The sequence below is a fragment of the Sulfobacillus sp. hq2 genome (assembly GCF_002903155.1).
Lineage (GTDB): Bacteria > Bacillota > Sulfobacillia > Sulfobacillales > Sulfobacillaceae > Sulfobacillus > Sulfobacillus thermotolerans.
Genome location: NZ_NWUL01000031.1, coordinates 373,418 through 394,285, shown reverse-complemented (window position 1 = coordinate 394,285; position 20,868 = coordinate 373,418). Strand labels below are relative to the sequence as shown.

Sequence of the window (20,868 nt, the reverse complement as noted above, 5' to 3'; positions counted from 1 at the left end):
GGATAGGTCATGCTCAAATACATCCTGCGGCGTGTGCTCCAGGCGATTCCTTCCCTCCTGGGCATCACCGTTATCGGCTTTTTCTTAGTTCACATTGTGCCTGGGGGGCCGGCCCAAGCTATGCTAGGTCCACGGGCTACTCCTCTGCGTATTGCACAGGTGGACCGAGAATTTGGTTTAAATAAACCCATTCCGGTTCAATATGTCGAGTGGCTTGGCCAATTGCTTCATGGCAATTTGGGCACGTCCTACTTTTATAACGAAACGGTTTGGCATCTTATTATGGTCAACATGCCACGGACATTATCCATTGTCGGCTTAGGCATTTTAATCGCGCACGTGTTGTCTATTCTGCTTGGAAGCATTCAAGCCTACTACCACGACACCAAGTTCGATTATGCGATGACCTCGTTAACGTATTTCTTTTATTCCATGCCCATTTTCTGGCTAGGGATTATGATTATCATGTTGTTTTCCATTTCGCTCGGATGGTTTCCCTCCGGAGGCCTTTCTAACCCCTTAAATCCCAATCCTGGTTTCGGATCTTGGCTGGCCCATACCACGTTGCCGGTCCTCACCATCGTTTTGACCACCGTCGCTGGATGGGGACGATATATGCGGACTGCTATGAGTGAGAACCTCATTCAAGATTATGTGCGCACCGCACGTGCCAAGGGGATTCGAGAGTCCGTTGTGGTATTGAAGCACGCCCTTCGCAACTCTGTCTTGCCGTTGATTACCTTGTTGGGATTTTCCTTGCCCAATCTCTTCTCAGGCGCTTTGCTCGTAGAAGTCATTTTTAACTATCCTGGAATGGGACTGTTATTTTGGGATGCGGCTAACCAACGGGATTATCCCGTAATTCTTGGCATCGTTGTCATTACGGGTTTCTTGACCATTATTGGTAACTTGCTCGCAGACCTACTCTACGGCATTGTGGATCCACGGATTCAATACAACTAACCCACAATTCCTGTTTCCAAGCATAAACGGCCTCGTGAGAGGCCGTTTATGCTGTTCCCAAAGAATTTCGCTTCACCATTCGGCCTTTGGCGCCAGGTTTGCCTACATCATGAAGTTCAATCGCATATATCCATCCAAAAGTCGTACTGTCGACCTCAGTAATGCCTGCATTCCTCAACGCATCCGGCAGATCCTGATAAAGGCGCTGTGCGTCCGCGACAGGCAGCGGCTGGTCAGAAAGATGATTGAATGAATGGATCACGACAGGCAAGCGCCGGTTACGCCTTAATATGGCCTCCGTGAGTTCCTGACTCACCATCTTAAGCGTGTCACCTGCCTCCAACGCTAAATAGAAGACGGTGCATTCGCGTGTGACCAAGTCATGCGCTTCTAAACTCGCATTGCGGATCACCGACTGCACGGGATGCGCAGCGAAACGCCTCGCATCACAATACAAAGCCACCATTTGCAACTGCCTCCCAGCCCGTGTTGTCTTCTCTACTTTGGTATAATACTAAATTATGAACGCTTACTCAGTGCATTTTTCCAAGAAGGCCACGTCCGCAGCTATCAGTGGCATTATACTTGCGGGTCTGTTGAGCCTAGCGGGATGTGGAACCAAAGTCACGATCCCTCACCCTCGGCTCTTTGACCACTCTCAAATCGTCCTGGGACTGCGCCCTTTCGCCTTAAACCCTTTTTCCCATGCGCAATCCAATGCCTGGGTCATGAATATGATGTACGACAGCCTGGTACGTGTAAACGCGCATGGAGCCGTTTCCGAAGACATCGCGGCCTCGTGGCAAATTCAAAAAAACAGTCGCCAATATATTTTTCATCTCAATCCGCATGCCAAATGGTGGAACGGCCGTCCTATCAGCGTGCATGATGTGGCGTGGACCTACCAATTATATGCCAATCCGAATGCCCCTATCGCCGCTTCTCAGTCGTTGGCGCGACTTGTGGCGTCAGTGACGACTCCCAATGCCGACACTGTCGTCATCACGCTCGTACGGCCTGATCCGGGCTTTTTGGCGAATGTCGCAGCAGCAGGCGATGACCATCCCATTCTCCCAGCATTTCTCGTCAGTCGCATACCGATCGCGCGGTTGAACCAGTCTCCCGTTTTTAATCGTCTGCCGGATATGATGGGTTCAGGTCCTTACCGTCCCTATGCCGAAGGACCAAACGGTATCCGCTGGATAGCCAATGCCCATTATTTTCTGGGATCGCCTAAAACGCACATATTGCTCACGCAGTGGTCGACTCCCCCACAACCTGACGTTGCCTGGGGCCATTGGCATATCTCGCAGACTAAGACTTTATATTACCCCCGGCTAACTTATACGATGCTGCTCTTTAATATGAATGCGTCTTCCTTGCCGCGTCCCATGAGGCTCGCGTTAAATGCCCTTCTCAACCGCTATGAGCTATCCCGCACGTTAGGGGCAGCTATTCCCATGACGGAGCCTGTATGGCCGTCTAGTATCTATGCCGTATCCATTCACTTGCCCAAGGCCGATACGATTTTACGTCATGCCGGCTACCGACAAATTGGAGGCATTTGGCATACACCCCAGGGCCGTCCTGTCCAAGTTGACCTTACCGCTATGCGCACAGGCCAAGATCTCCATATTGCCCAGGCTGTCCGGCATCAACTGCTTGCCGCAGGCATACCGACGCATTTAGCCCTTGTGTCCGATATGCATACCACGCTCATACAGCATCACTTCGTCGTGGCCGTCGTTGAGCGACGCGCTACGCCCTTTCCGGCGTTGGCACAAGATTTTAGCATGACCTCACCGACCAACTATGGCCTATACGACAACCCAGCCTTTCAAGTAGACGTGACAGCCATGAATAACCATCCCGGTCAGCTCGTGGTAAATGAACACCGAGCCCTGCAGGCGCTCTTTAACAATCCACCCGGTGCGTATTTAGTGTGGTCGGCTCAGAAAGTGGTGGTCGCACCCACCGTTCAACACTTGACCCTTAACCCGTATAATCCCTTGGAAACCGTAGGGCAATGGACTGTTTTACGCTCCAAAAACCCATAGACACAAAAAAAGAGAGATTGCAAGCAATCTCTCTTTAAAATGGTCGGACTGGCGGGATTTGAACCCACGACCTCTACCACCCCAAGGTAGCGCGCTACCAAGCTGCGCCACAGCCCGTTCTCAACTGCACAATGATTATAGCACGGTGTCCCATAGGATACAACTCTTTTTTTCGCGTACCCTCACCTGAAAAAGGGAAGAGGAGGTCTTCTTGACCCCCTACTGCCAGTCATCCTCCTTATTTATAGCTTATACGCGGATCAACCAAGCTGTATAACACATCGGCCAACAAGTTTCCTGCCACGGTGAGCAGGCCAATGATCATAATAATGCCTAATAAAATCGGATAGTCGCGCTGAAGGGCTGCATTCCAAAAAAGCAATCCCATGCCTGGGTAGTTAAACACGAGTTCAATGACTAATGCTCCAGCAAAGAGTGTGGGAATGGACAACCCAAATAGCGTAATGATTGGTAAAAGTGAATTACGCAAAGCGTGCTTAAAAACGACGGACAACTCAGAGAGTCCTTTGGACCGCGCTGTTCGGATATAATCTTGCAGCATGGAATCAATCATCGAAGAACGCATAAACCGTGCCCAAGTTGCCACTGTGGCCAAAACGAGCACTAATACAGGCAATGCTGCATGGTCCAAGTACCCTATGAATCCACCCGGACCGCCATTAGAGAAGTTAATGCCTCCCGACGGAAACCAGCCAAGATAAATAGAAAAGATGAGAACGACCATAATCGCCAGCCAAAATACCGGCATCGACCAGAAAAAAAAGACGACCGTCGTAATAACATGGTCAAACCAGCGATTGCGAAAATAGCCCTGAATGGTTCCTAAGACGATAGCAATTAAATGCGACAACACCACCGCAATCAAAACAATGGCTAGGGTATGCGGCAAATACTCTCCTATGACTTGCAATACCGGCTGGTTAAAGGTATACGAATAGCCAAAATTGCCATGCAGTAGATTATCAAACCAGATCCAAAATTGAACCGCTAGCGGCTTGTTTAATCCCAACGAACGATTAATGGCCGCAATACGCTGGGGCGTAGAATGCTGCCCCAAAAGCGTCTGAGCCGGTCCGCCTGGAACGATATGCAACAAGATAAAGCTGAAAACGGCAATCCCAATAAGGGCTGGGATCGACTGGATAATACGGCGGATAATATACACAAACATCCCTAGGTTCCTCCTTACAGCCTGCTGTCAATCGCGTTTTGCAACGCTTCGGAAATAAAGTTGATGGACAACAGCGTCCATAGTAGAGCAATCCCGGGCGGGTAAATCAACCACCAGGCATTCTGAAACATATAGTTCATCGATGTGGACAACATTTCTCCCCAATTAGGCTGCGGTGCAGGCAACCCTAACCCTAAGAAGCTCAGGGTGGCAATGGCAATAATCGATCCGGCTACCTGGAAAATAGTGGCAACCATTACAGTTCCCATCACGTTCGGAAGCAGTTCCCTGAGCATTATGTGCCAATTACTGGCACCAAAGGCACGGGACGCTTCCACGTAGTCACGCTCTTTGATGGACAAGACTTCGGAGCGGACCAAGCGGGTTACACCAAACCACGAAGTAATTGCCAGAATTCCTGTCAAAAGCAACGCATTCGGTTGAAAGACCGCATCCAAAAACAACAGTACAAATAACGTCGGAATGGTGAGGAGCACGTCAATAATGCGCATCATGATAGCGTCGACGACGCCTCCCACTAGCCCACTCACCAACCCGTAGGCGACGCCAATCACCATCGAGGCAATAGCGGCGGAAAATCCAACAATTAGCGACACCTGGCCCCCCAGCATCAAACGCGCCAGATAGTTACGGCCTAGGTCGTCCGTCCCTAAAGGAAAGCGCGCACTCGGTGGCTGCATAAGGGCGGTAATATTTGTGGTATAAGCACTCGCATGATAGATCAGAGGCCCCACAAAGCAAAACAAGATAATAAGAACCAACCCAATTACCCCAGCGAGCCCCAAGGGATGGTGCCAAAAAGCACGCCACGCCCGAGAGCCCATAGGCTTTTCAGCAATCGCGGCCGGTTCTTCGGCCATGTGTATATCGGTAGACTGCGAAACCATTGACCAGACACCCCTTCATCAATATCCCTTAGCACGGACGATTTGAGGGAGGCCGGCACCAAAGGCCCTGGCCTTCGTGCCGGCCCTCGCACGTTATTTGGACAGCCAGAAATATTGGGGCGAAAAGTACTGGGTAAAGGGGTTCGAATACTGCACCACATTGTGCAGATTCTTAGCATTCTCATCATACGATGGTGGTGCCGGTACAAACAATATGGGTAAGTCCTGCGCCACATATTTTTGGAAATTGTATAGCGCTTGCAACGAGGCTTGTTGTGTCGCGAAAGGCTGGTGGGTCTTGGCAATCAGCGCATTCATCTCGGCATTGGAATAGCCTTGGCTGTCAAGCCCTTGCCCAGGCTGTCCAAATAGGCCTTCGCCAGTCGGATAAGAACCGCCCCAGGTAATGCCGCCATAGTCCTCCATTTCCCACTGGTTGTTGGTCAAGCCCACAATGGTCGAGAAGGGCTCTGCCTTTAACGTTACTTTTATGCCTTCTTTAGCCCAGCCTTCTTGCATCAGCGTCACTTCTTGAACGAAAGATTGGGCACCACTGGAGTACACCAGAGTAAAGTCCATCTTTTCGTTGCCTTTGGTCATGACGCCATTAACCTCATGCCATCCGTGTTGCTCGAGCAACTTCTTGCCAGCACTAGGGTTATACGTATAGATGGGCTTCAAGTTGGGATCGTAGAAGATTGTAGGCGGTTTGTCTGGCACAATCGTTGTTTCGTCAATAGCATTACCATGGAACGCCGCTGCATTGATAGCGGGCTGGTTAATCCCCATTTGCAATGCCTGTCTAACATAGAGATGCTTGAAGATATCGCCCACCCCATTGGGCGCATTATTCGAGGCGGTCTTGTGCCCGTGATTCATGTTCACCAGTACGTCATCGTACTCGAGGTAGTTAATCACAGCCAAATTATAGTTGTTGGCTAAGGCGCTGCGCGATCCCCATAGCGAATTGGGCAAATACCCGGCCTGAATGGCTCCTGTCTTTAACGCCGCAAACTCGGCATCACTGCTGGTTTCATACTGCAAAATAAATTTCGACAAGTAGGGCTTGTGTCCCCCATAGCTGGGATTGGGCACAAACACCCACTTTTGGCTGGATACCGCTTGCTGTAATTTAAACGGTCCGTCCACCACTTGGTATTCGGGAGCGGTCGGCTCAGTGGCAATTGTACCCAAGAACTTTAATTCTTGCGTCATATTATTCGGATATTTGTCAAAGACCGATTGCGGCAACGGCGTCATCTGATCAAGGCCATTGTAAATAAACCATTCTTGGTTCGCGGGTTTATTCAACGTTACCGTGAACTGATGGCTGCTATCCGCCACAACACTTTGCACTTGGGAAGGAATGCCGCCTGAGCCAGCCCCCACATAGGGCCACGGCGCGGGTGCATTGGGCGCGGACGCGGCCTTGATAAGATTCCACGTGAACACCACATCTTGTGCAGTCACCGGGTGGCCATTGGACCACTTATATTTGGGGTTCATGGTCACCACAAATTGGGTACCATTCGCATTGGGTTTGATACTGCTAACAATCGAACGGCTGTAATTGATGGACCCGTTATTGTTATATGTGAGTAATCCTTTATACATAAAACTTTGGACCCAGCCATTGTACAGACTGTCTTGCAAGCCATTCATCAAGGGGAAGTACCAGGTAATATTGGAATCAGCCGGCAGCGCCATGACCACTGTGCCGCCGTATTGCGGCTTGCTCACCGCGCTGGATGGAGAGGTAGTCGTTGTGGTTCCGCATCCGGCTAGCAGCATGCTAGCGGACAGCACGAGCCCTGAGGCCAGCGCTATTTTCTTTGAGGCGATCTGCTTCAAGCGAATTCCTCCTAATGTGTCTGTGTTTAGACAAATGAAATACTCTTCGTACGTTTCGACATCCAGAGGACGAATTCCTTCTAAAATCTGGGGATCTCGATAAAACTTTCTTTTCAAAACAATTGAGGTCGACAAATGATGGGTAGAAATATCCTCCACCCATGTTCATGAAGCCCAGAAGATATTTACATAATACTCTGTCGTGTCAGCAAATGCTATCCCTCCAAAGTAAGCCGAACGCACAAAAAAAAATACGCGGGTAGGGAATCCTGCCCGCGTGTCCCAGCGCAATGTCTAGATGATAATGCAAATAAGACCGCCTGAACCTTCATTAATGATCCGCTGCAAGGTCTCTTGCAGTTTCTCTTGCGCATTCTCCGGCATTTTAAAGAGCTTAGACTGGATGCTTTCGCGGACCAAATCATGGAGCGACTTTCCAAAGAGATTCGTTTCCCAAAGTTTAATTGGGTCATCCTCAAATTGCTCCATAAGATATTGGACCAATTCATCGGCTTGGCGCTCCGTACCAATAATGGGCGTTAATTCCGTTTCAATATCCGCCCGAATCATATGAATCGAAGGGGCTGTGGCTTTCAACTTCACGCCAAACTGGGCGCCCCGGCGAATGGGTTCTGGCTCCTCAAGATTCAGCTCTGAGAGAGTGGGAGCCACCATACCATATCCCGTCGCTCGCACTTCTTGTACCGCTTCTTCCACCTTATCCCACTCGGTTTTGGCGATAACATATTCCCGCCAAAGTTTCATAATATCCCCGCGCCCACCGACATGACGATCCGCTAACTCTCCCAAAATTCTGTAGAAGAGGTCAGATTGAACCCCGACGGAGATATTCGCGACGCCCGTACCCAAATCCATATGGAGCAAGCGCACCGTCTCTAGATAATCATAGCTTTGCAAGTTGTTCACTGCGGGATCCACGTCACGCAATCGGCTAATGCTGGTCCGGGCTTCCTCCAACACATTGTCAACCTGTTTGCGCAGCCAATGCGTTGGACTTAACGCGTCCACCCAATCGGTCAACTCGAACACAATTTCCGTGACCGGAAATTCGTAGAGAACTTGTTCTAAAATGTGCACGATGTCGTCTTGCTGCAGTTCTTGACAATTGATGGGCAATACAGGTACGTCGTACGCCTCTTGCAGTTCTGACGTCAGCGCTAGGGTGTCTTCCGTATCCGGATGCGCCGAATTCAACAGGACGACAAAAGGCTTGCCAAGTTCCTTTAATTCAGCAATGACCCGTTCCTCAGGTTCGATATAGGCATCGCGGGATAAATCCCCAAAACTGCCGTCGGTCGTGAGCACTAACCCAATGGTTGAATGGTCTTGGATCACTTTTCGTGTACCGATCTCGGCCGCTTCCTCAAAAGGCATCATCTCGTCCGACCAAGGCGTCATGACCATGCGGGCACCATCGTCTTCCATGTACCCCAACGCCCCCGGCACCGCGTAGCCGACACAATCCACGAGTCGGGCGCGGAAAGAGATTGCATCGGTTAACTGAATTTCCACGCCGTCATCTGGAATAAACTTGGGTTCCGTTGTCATGATCGTCCGGCCCGTACCGCTCTGCGGCAAAGAATCTTGGGCACGCTCACGTTCATTAGCGTCCTCGATAGCGGGCAAAATCATCCGCTCCATGAAACGTTTAATAAACGTGGATTTGCCGGTACGGACCGGTCCCACGACGCCAATGTACACATCGCCGCCAGTGCGTTCGGCCAAATCCTTAAACAGATCAAACTTTTCCATCCTTGTGGTTCCCTCCCTTTAGGTCTCCAAGTGGGTTGGCGCCGGTCCTCGCCTGTCCCGGGATCACCCTAATGAATGACAGTAGCAAGATATGAGAGAACCACAAGAATAATGACCATGCCAGGAAAAAATGGCACAGTTTACCGGTCAGATTCCTCCACCCTCTGCCGGCTCATTAAGGCTTCCACCGCCAATTTGACGGACTTCCCATTAAAAATTTCCACGACCTCGGTCGTGATAGGAACCGGCAAGCCAAATTTTTGTCCAAGATCCCGAGCCGCGTACGCTGTAGGCACCCCTTCCACAACCATCGGCGTGCTACCGAGAATAGCGTCCACGGAACGCCCTTTCGCAAGTTCTTGGCCAAACCAGCGATTGCGGGAACTCGGCGAATTCGACGTGGCGACCACATCCCCTAACCCTGAAAGGCCCGCCAAAGTCTCCCAACGTGCTCCCATTCTCACCGCTAACCGGCCCATCTCATGTAATCCCCGGGTCATAATGGCCGCTTGGGCATTGTCTCCTAGACCGGACTCCACCGCAATCCCAACAGCAATGGCGAGAATATTTTTGAATGCCCCACCTAACTCCACCCCAACGATGTCTCGCTGGCCGTAAAGGCGCAAATTGCCTTGCCCTAAAATATTCGCCATGCTTTTGAAGAGTGCTGGACTCCCCGCCAAAACGCTCGCGGCAGGTTGGCCCTGACTAATTTCTCCCGCCAAATTGGGGCCGCTTAGCACCCCGAGCTCCACCTTGGCCCCATGCCAACACTCTCGCAACACTTCGGTCATCCGCCGGTCCGTCCCAACCTCTAGTCCTTTGGCCGCAGAAACAGCGTAACGCGCCACCGGAATCCACGGCTCAAGTCTTTGTCCGATGTCTCGCATATGTTGGCTCGGGACCGCCAAGACCCAATACGGAGAAAATCGTGCCGCCTCTTCAAGGTCGTTAGTAAAAGACACCTGCGACGAAAATGTCAGGTGCCTCAAGTAGTCTGGATGCTGACGGCGGGTCGTCAAAAATTGTTGCAATTCACGGCGCCTGACGTAAACCATCACCTGAGCCATAGAGCGAGAGGCTTGATCTGCCAAGGCCAGCCCCCAGTTTCCAGAGCCAAAAATCGTCAGCCGTTCATTCACCGCCCACGCTCTCCTTTCGGGTGCGTTCCCGAAATGCCATGCGAATCGGCGATCCCTCAAATCCATATTTCTCACGGAGACGATTTTCCAGATATCGTGCATAACTAAAGTGAACCAGCTCCGGGTCATTAACAAAAAAGACAAAATAGGGTGGTTTTGTCGCAACCTGCGTCGTATAAAAAATTTTTAACGCCTTCCCTTTATCTGTTGGCGGCGGATTGAGATGCACCGCTTCTTGGACTAACTGGTTAAGTTGGTGGGTCGTAATGCGCGCCGAATAACTCTGGTAGGCTTGCATGACCGCAGGCCACAAGGTATCCATTCGCCACCCGGTCTTGACCGATACCGGCAAAATCTTCGCGTAACTTAAGAAGCGCAAGTGTTCCTTTGCCTTCTGTTGGAACGGAATGGTAGTGCCTTTGATAAGGTCAGACTTATTTAACAACACCACGCAGCCCTTGCGTGCCTTGTCAATTTGGCCGGCAATACGTTGGTCTTGAGCCGTAATGTCATCATCGGCCGCAATTAACAACAGCACCACATCGGCATTGCGAATCGCATCGAGCGTCCGCTGTACGGTTTTTTCTTCTAAGGTTTGCGTAATTTTGTTTGGCCGCCTGAGTCCCGCCGTGTCCAAGATCACATAGCGCTGACCCTCTCGCTCAATAACCGTATCAACCACATCGCGGGTCGTCCCGGCAATTGGGGTGACCAATGTGCGTTCTTCCCCAGATAGGTAATTGAGTAACGATGATTTCCCCACATTCGGGCGTCCCGCTAAAGCAATCCGAATCTCCCCGGTATGGGTCAGTTCATTCAGGTCTTCTTCCGGCGGCAAACGGTCGACAATAGCATCAAGCAAATCGCCCACGCCTTCACCGTGAACAGCCGATACCAAGATCGGTTCTCCTAGACCATATTCATAAAACTCCATCCCGTTTACCTTAGGGCTTTCTGCCTTATTGACCGCTAAAATTACCGGTTTTTTTGTTCGGCGCAAAAGGTCGAGCACAATTTGGTCGGCTGCCGTGGGGCCGCCCATCCCATCCACGACGAAAACCAAAACATCCGCCTCAGCAATCGCCATTTCCGTTTGCTTGCGGGTTAGTCCCAATAACGTCTCATCGTCACCAGTCCAAATGCCCCCGGTATCGATAATGGTAAATTCCCGCCCGTTCCAGTCTGTATCTTCATACAATCGATCACGCGTTACGCCCGGATAGTCTTCGACAATCGCGCGACGCGATTGCGTAATCCGATTAAACAACGCCGACTTCCCTACGTTGGGCCTTCCAACTAATGCCACTAATGACAACCCAATCCCTCCAGTCCATAGGATTATCCCAGGGTCTGCGCACGCTGGCAAGGCGCTTAAGTGGGAGACTCCTTAGATAAGAGTCCTTGCTTGCGTTGTTTCCACCAACGAACGGCCACGGCCCCCATCCAGGCCACCAGTGACACCAGTAAGGAAAAGACCAAATCGCGCACCGTTCCCCAATGCAATCGCCCCGTATACAGACTGAGCATCACACTCGAGCCGATTTCTGCTCCCACGCCAACGAGGACGGCATCAAGGGGGTCTTCGCCCACTAACGCTGCCATTATCCCCACGACACCTGCTTCCCATGGCAACCATGCAATAATCTGGACCCGCGACGGGTTAAGCGGACCAATCAGACGCGCAATGCCAAGAAATACGCTAAAATTCAAGGCCCACATCACAGTGGCCATACGGGCATATTGAATACCCACCGTCACAACCGCGGCACTCCAAATAATACTCCCAAAATTTATTGCCTGAGGATGAAATAGATTCGAAATAAGACTACACCCGCTAACGACTATCATCAGCACGGGTCCCCACCATGTCGGAAAGGCATAGGGTTTTAGCAGCGTGCGCCCCCATCCTGCGCTGAACAACAAGGCTCCGGCTATCCATAAACTAAAGACGAGAACGGTCATAGTGCTCTCCTTGCACGTAGTAGTAGTGCAAGTGTCCCCGAGCTGCCAGGGTTCCATGCATTGACCTCATATGCTAAAATGACCCAAGTTTCCGCCTTGTCCCCAAATACGCTTTCATACCTATACCAAGGAGGTTTATATGCCACAATCCATGCGCTTTTTGGTTTTAGCGGGATTTGTCACGGCCATGACCGCGGTCGGTGCCCTGACCTCTTTCACAATCCCCCTATTCTCCGTCGTCCCTTTCACGTTACAAGTGCTGGGTGTCTATTTAGCGGGTGGCTTGCTTCCCCCACGCTGGGCGTTTATGAGCATGATAACGTATGTACTGCTGGGCGTTTTGGGGCTTCCGGTCTTTGCTGAAGGAAGCCACGGAATCGGCATTCTTCTAGGACCTTTTGGGGGGTACTTGTGGGCATACCCACCCGCTGCTTGGCTCATTGCCCGTTTAGCCGGTCCCACCGCGCAAAGGTGGCGGCTAACCCTGGGGCTGTTGGTCGGTATTCTCGTCATTTATCTTGGTGGCATGATTGGTATTATGGTAACGACCGGAGCTTCTCTCACCCACGCGGTGCTTGAAGGCGTTGCGCCTTTTATTTTGTGGGACATGATGAAAGCCGCGATTGCCCTCCCGATTATCGGACGCGCACGCGCGTTCGCCATGGAGCGGTGGGGGGCGGACAGCTATCAAAATGCCAGTTAACCCCTAGTTAACCCTTACAAGATGGGATGAATCAATGAGAGCGGGTGTATAGCCTGCTCTCATTCTTTTTCCGTGTGGCTTTACACTGTCCGTTAATCCGTTCAACGATGTCCGTAATCCCTACAAAAAAAAGGACTGCCCGAGTGATGGACAGCCCCTTACAGCGACGCTTCCTCTACCATTACGACGGTTCTTCATCGTCCCAATCACCGGCATGGTATGCTGCCAGGTGTTCGCCCAGTGGCGCATTAGCGTCGACCTCATCATGATGCTCGTGGGTGGCTAACGCGCCATCAGCGATATCTTGGTCTGCTTCGCGCTTGGACAAGGAGATGCGCTTATTCGCTGCATCCACACTCAGTACCTTCACCCAAATACGGTCCCCAACCGCGACGACGTCACTCGGCTGATGAACGCGTTCCGAAGCGAGCTGTGAAATATGAACGAGACCATCAACGCCAGGCTCCAATTCCACAAACGCTCCAAAGCCCGCGAGGCGAACCACGGTTCCTTCATAAAGCCCACCAACCGTGTAACGATCCTCGACGCCTTCCCATGGATTGGGCAACACTTGACGCAATCCCAAAGAAATCTTGTTTTTTTCCGGGTCCAGCCGCAAAACCTTTACATCCACTTCCTGACCTACCATAAGCACTTCGGAGGGATGATTAATGCGGCCCCAAGACATTTCGCTGATGTGAAGTAACCCGTCCACACCACCTAAATCAATAAACGCCCCAAAATCCGTTAGACTTTTCACTACGCCATGTCTAATTTGGCCTTCTTCAATACCCGCCCAGAGTTGCTCGCGTTTTGCATTCGTTTCCAATTCCATCGCAATTTTTCGGGATAAAATCGCACGCCGTTTCCCACGGTCAAGTTCGACCACTTTAACAGGAACCACTTGGTGCAAATATGGCGTCATATCATTGACATACCCACGAGCAATATGCGAGGCGGGAATGAATCCACGCAACCCCACATCAACAACTAATCCGCCTTTCACAATCTCAACCACCGGCGCATGCAAAATTTCCCCTGTTTTTTGCGCCTCTTCCAACCGGGCCCATGCCTCTTGTTCATCAGCTCGCCGCTTAGAAAGCTTTAACGACCCTTCTTCGCCTTCATAACCCAATACATAGACAGAGATGGTCTCTCCCAGCTTCACGACGTCCTCGGGACGGTCAACATGGCGGTGGCTCAAGTCCTGTAGATGAATAATCCCTTCGGATTTTGCGCCCACATCCACAAGCACTCCATCATTGGAAATGTGGACAACCTTCCCCGCGACAATATCCCCCGGATGAACATCCTCCATTGGAGCATAAGCCAAAGTTTCCTCCATATTCATGAGTTCTTCGTGCTCCGGAGTATTTGGACGGTTTGTGGTCTCCTCTGGCATTGCATCCTTCCGTTCATCCATGATCGCCGGCCCCCTTGTTATTGCGCCTATCTCAAAACACAACATTCTTACTCTTCTTTTACATATTACACCGGACAACCGGGTCAATCCAAGCGGTTTCCCTGCGGAACCCGCGAGTTCATACTTTTTTTGGCAAACTCTCTTGATGCGCTGGCGCCTCAATCTGTTCGGCGATCTTTTCCATAATCATCTTTTGCGCATCGTGACGCTCCATTTCTGGAGGAATGGTAAACAGTTCGCCTATCGAATAGCGAATGGTCTTGCGAAACCCATACTGACCGCTAATCCCAATAGGAAGGCAAGGACACCCTGTTTTTTGAGCTAAGTACACCGCGCCCGCTCTTGCTTCCTGTAATGGACCTTGATGCGACCGGTGTCCTTCCGGAAAAATCATGAGTGCTTGGTCGCGAGCTAATAGCTGCAGAGATGTCCGAATAGCTTTGCGGTCGGCTTTGCCCCGGTGCACCGGAAAAGCATGCAAACGGCGAATTAACCAGCCAAACACCGGAACAGAAAACAACTCGGCTTTGGCCATAAAATAGACAGGACGCGGCATTAATATCGCGGCCATAGGAGGGTCTAAAAACGTAATATGATTGACTAAAATCAGCACTGATCCACGCTTGGGCACATGTTCTAATCCCGACACTTCAATGCGAAAGTATAATGACATCAAAATGCGAACCAGCCAATAAAAAAATCCGTAAATCATGATTCCACACGTTGACGATAGATCGACAACATCATATCGACAACATGGTCCACCTCCATGTCGGTGGTATCAATGTAAATCGCATCAGGCGCTTGTTTTAATGGCCCAACAGCCCGTTCTGAGTCCAGGGCATCTCGGTGACGGATTTCTTCTGCCAATTCAGCAAGGTCCGCCGGGAATCCCATCCCCGTCAAGTCCTGTAGGCGGCGTTGAGCGCGCGCCTCGAGCGAGGCTGTCAAATAAAACTTAAGATCGGCACTGGGCAGGACGTACGTTCCAATATCACGACCATCCATAATCACATGACCCGCGCGTGACATTTCTCGTTGCCGACGCACCATCTCTTCCCGAATGCGCGGGAACCCCGCGACCACGGAAACGCTGGCATTAACCTCCGGACTGCGCAATAGCCGGGTAACATCTTGCCCGTCAACCAGCACCAACGGCTTTTGGTGGCCGGCCCCATCTAGCTCAATCCGCGTCATGTCCAACAAGTGTAGTAATTGCGTCTCGTCACGGAGATCCACCCCATGTTGAAGTGCCTTCAACGCTAACGCCCGGTACATCGCACCTGAATCTAAATACAAAAATCCCAACCGCTCCGCCATTCGGCGAGCCGCAGTGCTTTTGCCTGCGCCCGCCGGTCCATCAACGGCAACGACGGGGCCTTGTCCCCAGTGCCCCATTATCCTTGTGACTCCTGGTCAGCGGCAACGAGGTCCTCGCGTAAAACGACAGCCCCATACTGATAGACATGACGAACATCACGCTGGGCGCATGTCATCTCCGCCTGCATTAAAACACGGACAGTTTTGGGCAATCCATGAGGCACGTTGAGTTCGCTCATGCAGATGACCGGAACGTATTGCCAGCCCACCTTACGTGCAGCCTCCGCAGGAAATGTGGCGTGCAGATCTGGTGTCATGGTAAAACAGATGCTACTCATTTGCTCCGGATCCACACCATTAACCCGAGCCATTTCCAAAATCAACTCTTGCGTACGCTCTAAAATTTGCGCGGCGTCATCTTGCTCCACCGTCGTCGCTCCGCGAATACCCCTTATCACTCCATCAACACCCTTTCCCCTAGACATTCGGACATCCTACGATTTTTGGTTATCTTTCGCTTCGAGCTGAATTTTCTGTTGGCAGGCCCGACAGATATAGGGATGCTGGCTGCCATACTTTTGATTTTCAAACTCTTTCGTCCACGCAGCGATTTCTGTCACCGTTCCGCAAATCTGGCAACGCACTTGCATCATCTATCCCTCCTGCTTCATGATAGCAATGATAAAACTAGTCCTAGGGGGCGAATCATGTCTACACTAGTGTCTCTCGCATTGACGAATGTCACTAGAGAAATTGTTGATGAATATTTGGCACCATTCCCAACTAAACTTCTCCGCTACGCCCGGGACTACTTATATGAGGACCGCCTTATTCGTAAAATTGCCATGCCCGAACGGTTAATCGCTCAGCTACGAGGTTATAATGATACCTATCTCCCTCATTTTGAACTGTCAGCCTCCGGACCGCAAGGGGGCTGTAATTGTGGCCATTTCCAGCCGTGCGCCCATTTTACCGCACTTTTGCTGGCTTTTCGCGACCATTCCGAACAATTCGTATTTCCTCCCTATGGCCTCTATCACGCCGTGAAGAATATCTGGCCACTCGTCTTTGAAGAGACAAGTCTGACACAATTTATTCCTGATCCGATCCCCCATTGGATGTTACCGCAGCCTTTAGTCCCTCAGGCGAGCTGGTCACCCCCATCCCTTGATCGCGTGGTGCGGCAGCCATCCTTGTTAGCTGATGTCCATCCCTCGTGGTTAACCCGTCCCGATATAGAAGAGACTATCAGGCACTGGGATACGGTCCTAATGCAAAAAGCCGGCGCCGTATTTTGGATCGCCTTATGGGCATATAATCCCTACTTGCCGCTGGAGTCTGTCTTCCAGGTTATTGGGAGTCAATTACCACCCGCGCAACCCTTTATTTTAGAAACCTTGTGGACGAAAAGGCCGATTGCACTCCCCGTAGAGCGCCAGGTCCTAGCCACCCACCGACTGCTAACCTTGTTGGGCCAGATTCCAGATACTCCCATGATGTGGCTGTGGAATCAATTTCCCGAGGCGGATCCGTTATACCTCGAACGCGCCCGCCTGCTCATGAACGGCAATCAACCTGACAAGGCGATTCGTTTGCTTGAGTCGCATTGGCCAGATACCAAAGAGGCCCAACACACCGTCCGACAGGCATTAATTTCCTGGTTGCCTGTGCCTGATCAGTTACCTTACCGCATCGCGGATTGTCTCGACACCGGTTCCGTATTGGAACTCGAAGCGCTCCAAACCCTGCTGTCTCCCGAGGCTTGGCACGATCTTGCCCAACACTTTAATCACCGGTGGCGCCCGTCTGCCGACGCTTAAGTGAGGGTGAGGGCGTAAGACCAGGAATACGCCCGCGTTTGGCAACCGGTTTGCCGTTAATCTCTTTGAGATCCATCGTCATATCTAACGGACTTGCAGCAGCAATGTAACTGCCAATGCCAAAGCCGGTCACCCCTGCCTCCACTAATGGCCCTACGCGCGCGGGGGTCAAGCCTCCTGAAACAAAAATCCCGACATGCCCGTAGCCCTTTTGGCTTAGCCGCGCTCTCACTTCGCGAACCAATTCTGGCGTTACCCCACCCCGTTCCCGAGGCGTATCCAAGCGAATAGCGGCGAGCTTGCTGCCCAACGCCTCGGCCACGCGAAGGGCCTCTTCGGCCTCGTCCTTAAAGGTATCAACAAGGACAACCCGCGGCGCGTTAGGGGGCATCAACGCATCATAAGCTTGAGCCGCTTTCACGGTATCTCCTGCCATTAACAACAAGGCATGAGGCATGGTGCCTGAGGGAATTTCTCCGGCTTGACGAGCGCCTAAGATGCTACTCGCACCTTGAGCTCCTCCCACCATGGCAGCCCGGTCCATAACGGAAGCTACAGCCGGATGGACATGGCGAGCGCCGAACGACACGACCGGTACTGGCTTGGCTGCTTCCACAATTTCGTGTGCAGCAGTGGCCCAGCCTGACGATGCTGCTAAAATTCCTAACAGGGCGGTTTCATATAAGCCAAAAACCCCATATTGGCCTGTAATGCGCATGACCACCTGTTTGGCTGAGACCATACTCCCCTCGTCTAACGCATCGACCGTAACATTCAATGGTGCAAGCATCGTCAACGCTTCTTCTACCCCAGCGAGAACGCCGGCGTGATTCGCGAAAATTTCTGCTGTCACCACCTCGTCACTTAACCCGAGCTCGTGGAGAATTTGTTGGGTGCCAACAAAATAGACATCAGCGGTGAGGCCGGCCTGAATTTCCTCGGGTGTTGCTGACCGAATGCCGCGTTTTGGGGGTTGATATTGCTGGACGGCTTGAACGCTTGCTACGACTTCTCGTAAATCCTGATCCGCTCTCATTACTATCGTCATCCCTTCGGTGCATTGCATAACGCGCTGGCGGCTTCTCGACCAGACTGTACAACATTTTAACTTCTCGGTGTGTGAGCGGGCGCGTTCGTCCCTCTTCCAATCCTTCTATCGAAAGGGGACCAAAAGCCACGCGGCGCAATTCGAGGACGGGGTGGCCAATGGCCTCAAAAATTCTCCGCACTTCCCGCTTTCTTCCTTCTGTCAGCGTCAAGCGAAGAAGCGTCCGGTCATTAGCCTTCTCGCTACGAATAATTTGAACGCTTTGGGGGCGAGCAACCCCATCATCTAATTCGATTCCGTGCTCGATTCGCGCCACATGATTGCGTCCGGGAATCCCTTTAATCCAGACTTCGTAAATCTTCGGTACATGGTAGGAGGGGTGCATTAAACGGTGCGCCAAATACCCATCATTGGTGACCAAAATCAGACCGGATGTATCACGATCCAGACGGCCGACAGGAAACATCCGCCCAAAGCGTTTGGGAATGAGCTCGGTTATGAGATGCTCGGCATGACGATCCTTCAAAGACGTGGTATACCCCACCGGCTTATTAATGGCCAAATACCACCGTTCGCCAGTGGGCTTAAGAAGCCGTCCATCCACTGTTATCTGGTCCGTGGCGACATCTGCGCTTTCGCCTAAGGTTGCAGTGCGATGATTCACTTGAACACGCCCTGCCGCAATCCATTCTTCTGCTTCCCGCCGCGAACATAATCCTGCTTGGGCTATGATTTTCTGCAATCGTTCTGGCATGATGCACCCTCCCCAGTAATGTTACGCGTGCAATAAGAAGATGCACTCGACTTCGACCGACGCATTCAGAGGCAACGCATTCGTCCCCACCGCCGAACGTGCATGTCGTCCTTGCGCTTCAAAAATCTCTTCAAACAGCCATGACGCCCCATTAATGACCTGGGGTTGATCATGAAAATCAGTCGCACTCTGAACAAAGCCCACAACCTTAACGACACCAGCCAGACGATCAAGACCGCCTGCCGCCTGCGCCGCAACACTAATAGCGTTCAAGGCACACTGTCTGGCCGCTTTCTGAGCTTGTTCCACCGTAACCTCTTGACCAACTATACCCTGCGCCACTAATTGACCTGCGTGTAACGGCAATTGGCCCGACGTAAAACAAAATGTACCCGCAACAACCGCCGGAACATAGGCAGCAACGGCTTTAGGAGGTTCCGGCAAAACCAGACCCAGTGCTGCTAAACGCTCGGATAAACGTCCCATAATACCCCCCAATCATGCTTGTCACTGTTTCAACATATCTTTTCCCAGAGCCCAGCGGTGCACCCTGGATTTTCCGAATTAGTATACCAGGTTGTCCCAACCATTTCGACAAGGAGGCCAAAGCTATGATCGCATTCATTGAAACCATCTCAGAATGGGCCATCCCGTTCTTAATTGGATTCATCCCCCTCTACGGTTGGATTAAAGGGGTGAAGGTTTACGAGGTGTTTGTCGAGGGCGCCGAGGAGGGGTTTCGTATGGCCGTGCGCATGATTCCATTCTTGGTGGGCATTTTAGTCGCCCTCAATATCTTCGAATCATCTGGCGCACTGGACGCCGTCATTCATTTCCTCTCCAAGCCCTTAAATTATTTAGGAGTTCCCGCTCCGGTGGTTCCATTGTTGCTCGTGCGCCCCTTGTCTGGCGGCGCTGCGTTGGGCATTACCACTGGACTGTTGCACCACTATGGGCCAGACTCCTTTGTTGGGCGCCTGGCCTCAACGGTTCAAGGTAGTACGGATACGACGTTCTATGTCATTACCTTATACTTCGGATCTGTTGCCATCAAGAAAATCCGTTACGCGCTAATCGTCGCACTGATTGGCGATGCCGCTGGGTTTATCGCCGCCGTCTTTATCTCTCATCAACTCTTTCATTAGAAAACCTACAACAGAAAACCTACAACGATTGCTTGTCGTTCCAGTGACGAAAGAGCCTCTCTGCCACAATCGCGACAACACAAGCCACGCTGGTGGCAAATATGGTGGGGCCGACAATCTCTGTAGGATTGCGGGATCCCGCCGCTACTCGTAACGCAATCACGGTAGCCGGTATTAAATTGATAGACGCGGTATTGATCGCTAAAAAGGTAATCATATTGGCGGACGCGACATCCTTCTGCGGATTCAGTTCTTGGAGTTCCTCCATCGCCTTGAGGCCAAAGGGCGTCGCAGCCCCTCCCATCCCGAGAATATTGGCCGCCATATTCATCAGCATGCTGCCCATAGCAGGATGATCTTTAGGAATGCCAGGAAAAAGCCGCGAGACTAACGGCGCCAATAATCGCGAAAACGCGCGCATCAACCCCGATTCTTCCGCAATCTTAGCCATTCCTAACCACAAGGCCATAATGCCAATAAATCCGAAAGCGACCTCCACCGCTTTTTCACTTCCGGTGACAATTGCTTGCGTCACAGGAAGCATCGAGTGATGCAGCGCGCTTACCACGAGCCCTCCCACAATGAGGATGAGCCACACAACATTGACCATTACGCTTGCCCCCTTTTTTCACAGGGAGTATATGCGTAGTGGACAAACACAAGACCGTGGCCCTTCCGCGCAGGGGGTAGAAACTGCACGCCTAACTTTGGACATCGCTGGACATTACTGGAAAAAATTATGTTAGTCGGAATAAAGGAGCCGCCGCGGAATTAGGAGTTAGCCCTAAAGACACTTCGGCGGTGGGA

General features: G+C 51.5%; 22 protein-coding genes and 1 tRNA gene. 5 read left to right on the top strand and 18 right to left on the bottom strand.

Annotated features, from left to right (window positions below; all coding sequences use genetic code 11):
- Positions 1-9 precede the first annotated feature (9 nt).
- The gene (locus tag CO251_RS08900; RefSeq protein ID WP_103375420.1) at positions 10-963 is read left to right on the top strand and encodes an ABC transporter permease; all 954 of its coding nucleotides are present in this window, start codon (positions 10-12) and stop codon (positions 961-963) included.
- A 46-nt stretch (positions 964-1,009) separates the two neighbouring features.
- Here CO251_RS08900 and CO251_RS08895 read toward each other — a convergent pair whose 3' ends face one another.
- Positions 1,010-1,429 carry a threonyl-tRNA synthetase editing domain-containing protein gene (locus tag CO251_RS08895; RefSeq protein ID WP_103375419.1) on the bottom strand — a complete coding sequence of 140 codons (420 nt, stop codon included), beginning with the start codon at positions 1,427-1,429 and terminating at the stop codon, positions 1,010-1,012.
- Positions 1,430-1,484: 55 nt separating this feature from the next.
- On the opposite strand from CO251_RS08895, the gene CO251_RS08890 reads away from it, so the two are divergent.
- Positions 1,485-3,020: an ABC transporter substrate-binding protein gene (locus CO251_RS08890; protein ID WP_103375418.1), complete on the top strand. Its 1,536-nt coding sequence runs from the start codon at positions 1,485-1,487 to the stop codon at positions 3,018-3,020.
- A 40-nt stretch (positions 3,021-3,060) separates the two neighbouring features.
- Here CO251_RS08890 and CO251_RS08885 read toward each other — a convergent pair.
- From CO251_RS08885 to CO251_RS08850, 8 genes are all read right to left on the bottom strand, one after another.
- Positions 3,061-3,137, bottom strand: a tRNA-Pro gene (locus CO251_RS08885).
- Positions 3,138-3,258: 121 nt separating this feature from the next.
- Entirely contained in the window at positions 3,259-4,212 is a 954-nt protein-coding gene (locus CO251_RS08880) for an ABC transporter permease (protein WP_103375417.1), read from the bottom strand.
- Positions 4,213-4,226: 14 nt separating this feature from the next.
- A complete protein-coding gene (locus CO251_RS08875) occupies positions 4,227-5,120 on the bottom strand; it encodes an ABC transporter permease (RefSeq protein WP_103375416.1) in 894 nt (297 codons plus the stop codon).
- A 93-nt stretch (positions 5,121-5,213) separates the two neighbouring features.
- Entirely contained in the window at positions 5,214-6,971 is a 1,758-nt protein-coding gene (locus CO251_RS08870; RefSeq protein WP_146039037.1) for a peptide ABC transporter substrate-binding protein, read from the bottom strand.
- A gap of 294 nt (positions 6,972-7,265) precedes the next feature.
- A complete protein-coding gene (gene spoIVA, locus CO251_RS08865; RefSeq protein ID WP_103375414.1) occupies positions 7,266-8,744 on the bottom strand; it encodes a stage IV sporulation protein A in 1,479 nt (492 codons plus the stop codon).
- Between the two features lie 140 nt (positions 8,745-8,884).
- Entirely contained in the window at positions 8,885-9,886 is a 1,002-nt protein-coding gene (locus tag CO251_RS08860) for an NAD(P)H-dependent glycerol-3-phosphate dehydrogenase (protein WP_158246253.1), read from the bottom strand.
- Complete coding sequence (gene der, locus CO251_RS08855) at positions 9,879-11,207, bottom strand: ribosome biogenesis GTPase Der (RefSeq protein WP_173677094.1); 1,329 nt, start codon at positions 11,205-11,207, stop codon at positions 9,879-9,881. Before der ends, CO251_RS08860 begins: the two co-directional genes overlap by 8 nt.
- Positions 11,208-11,257: 50 nt before the next feature.
- Positions 11,258-11,848 (bottom strand): hypothetical protein, encoded by a 591-nt coding sequence (locus tag CO251_RS08850; protein ID WP_103375411.1) that lies wholly within the window; start codon positions 11,846-11,848, stop codon positions 11,258-11,260.
- 139 nt (positions 11,849-11,987) lie between these two features.
- Between CO251_RS08850 and CO251_RS08845 the strand changes: the two genes are divergently transcribed.
- Positions 11,988-12,551 (top strand): biotin transporter BioY, encoded by a 564-nt coding sequence (locus CO251_RS08845; RefSeq protein ID WP_103375410.1) that lies wholly within the window; start codon positions 11,988-11,990, stop codon positions 12,549-12,551.
- Between the two features lie 181 nt (positions 12,552-12,732).
- Here CO251_RS08845 and rpsA read toward each other — a convergent pair whose 3' ends face one another.
- The 5 genes from rpsA to CO251_RS08820 form a co-directional block, all read right to left on the bottom strand.
- Positions 12,733-13,974 carry a 30S ribosomal protein S1 gene (gene rpsA / locus CO251_RS08840; protein WP_173677088.1) on the bottom strand — a complete coding sequence of 414 codons (1,242 nt, stop codon included), beginning with the start codon at positions 13,972-13,974 and terminating at the stop codon, positions 12,733-12,735.
- A 118-nt stretch (positions 13,975-14,092) separates the two neighbouring features.
- Positions 14,093-14,686, bottom strand: a complete 594-nt coding sequence (locus CO251_RS08835) for a 1-acyl-sn-glycerol-3-phosphate acyltransferase (RefSeq protein ID WP_103375409.1) — start codon at positions 14,684-14,686, stop codon at positions 14,093-14,095.
- Positions 14,683-15,372 carry a (d)CMP kinase gene (gene cmk, locus CO251_RS08830; RefSeq protein WP_103375408.1) on the bottom strand — a complete coding sequence of 230 codons (690 nt, stop codon included), beginning with the start codon at positions 15,370-15,372 and terminating at the stop codon, positions 14,683-14,685. The genes CO251_RS08835 and cmk overlap by 4 nt, the downstream gene beginning before the upstream one ends.
- Positions 15,372-15,779: a chorismate mutase gene (aroH, locus tag CO251_RS08825; RefSeq protein WP_242968487.1), complete on the bottom strand. Its 408-nt coding sequence runs from the start codon at positions 15,777-15,779 to the stop codon at positions 15,372-15,374. Before aroH ends, cmk begins: the two co-directional genes overlap by 1 nt.
- A 9-nt stretch (positions 15,780-15,788) precedes the next feature.
- Positions 15,789-15,947, bottom strand: a complete 159-nt coding sequence (locus CO251_RS08820; protein WP_242968485.1) for a DUF2197 domain-containing protein — start codon at positions 15,945-15,947, stop codon at positions 15,789-15,791.
- 54 nt (positions 15,948-16,001) lie between these two features.
- Between CO251_RS08820 and CO251_RS08815 the strand changes: the two genes are divergently transcribed.
- Entirely contained in the window at positions 16,002-17,114 is a 1,113-nt protein-coding gene (locus CO251_RS08815; RefSeq protein ID WP_103375406.1) for a hypothetical protein, read from the top strand.
- Here CO251_RS08815 and CO251_RS08810 read toward each other — a convergent pair.
- From CO251_RS08810 to CO251_RS08800, 3 genes are read right to left on the bottom strand one after another with little or no spacing between them, the layout of a single operon-like run.
- On the bottom strand, positions 17,080-18,048 hold the full coding sequence (locus CO251_RS08810; protein ID WP_242968500.1) for a nicotinate phosphoribosyltransferase: 969 nt from the start codon (positions 18,046-18,048) through the stop codon (positions 17,080-17,082). The genes CO251_RS08815 and CO251_RS08810 overlap by 35 nt on opposite strands.
- Positions 18,026-18,916: a pseudouridine synthase gene (locus tag CO251_RS17730; protein ID WP_103375405.1), complete on the bottom strand. Its 891-nt coding sequence runs from the start codon at positions 18,914-18,916 to the stop codon at positions 18,026-18,028. Before CO251_RS17730 ends, CO251_RS08810 begins: the two co-directional genes overlap by 23 nt.
- 21 nt (positions 18,917-18,937) lie before the next feature.
- Positions 18,938-19,402: a RidA family protein gene (locus CO251_RS08800; protein ID WP_103375404.1), complete on the bottom strand. Its 465-nt coding sequence runs from the start codon at positions 19,400-19,402 to the stop codon at positions 18,938-18,940.
- 125 nt (positions 19,403-19,527) lie between these two features.
- Here CO251_RS08800 and CO251_RS08795 point away from each other — a divergent pair, with 125 nt between their 5' ends.
- A complete protein-coding gene (locus CO251_RS08795; RefSeq protein ID WP_103375403.1) occupies positions 19,528-20,061 on the top strand; it encodes a spore maturation protein in 534 nt (177 codons plus the stop codon).
- A 19-nt stretch (positions 20,062-20,080) separates the two neighbouring features.
- Here CO251_RS08795 and CO251_RS08790 read toward each other — a convergent pair whose 3' ends face one another.
- Positions 20,081-20,671, bottom strand: coding sequence for a nucleoside recognition domain-containing protein (locus tag CO251_RS08790; RefSeq protein WP_103375402.1), 591 nt, complete (start codon positions 20,669-20,671; stop codon positions 20,081-20,083).
- Positions 20,672-20,868 lie beyond the last annotated feature (197 nt).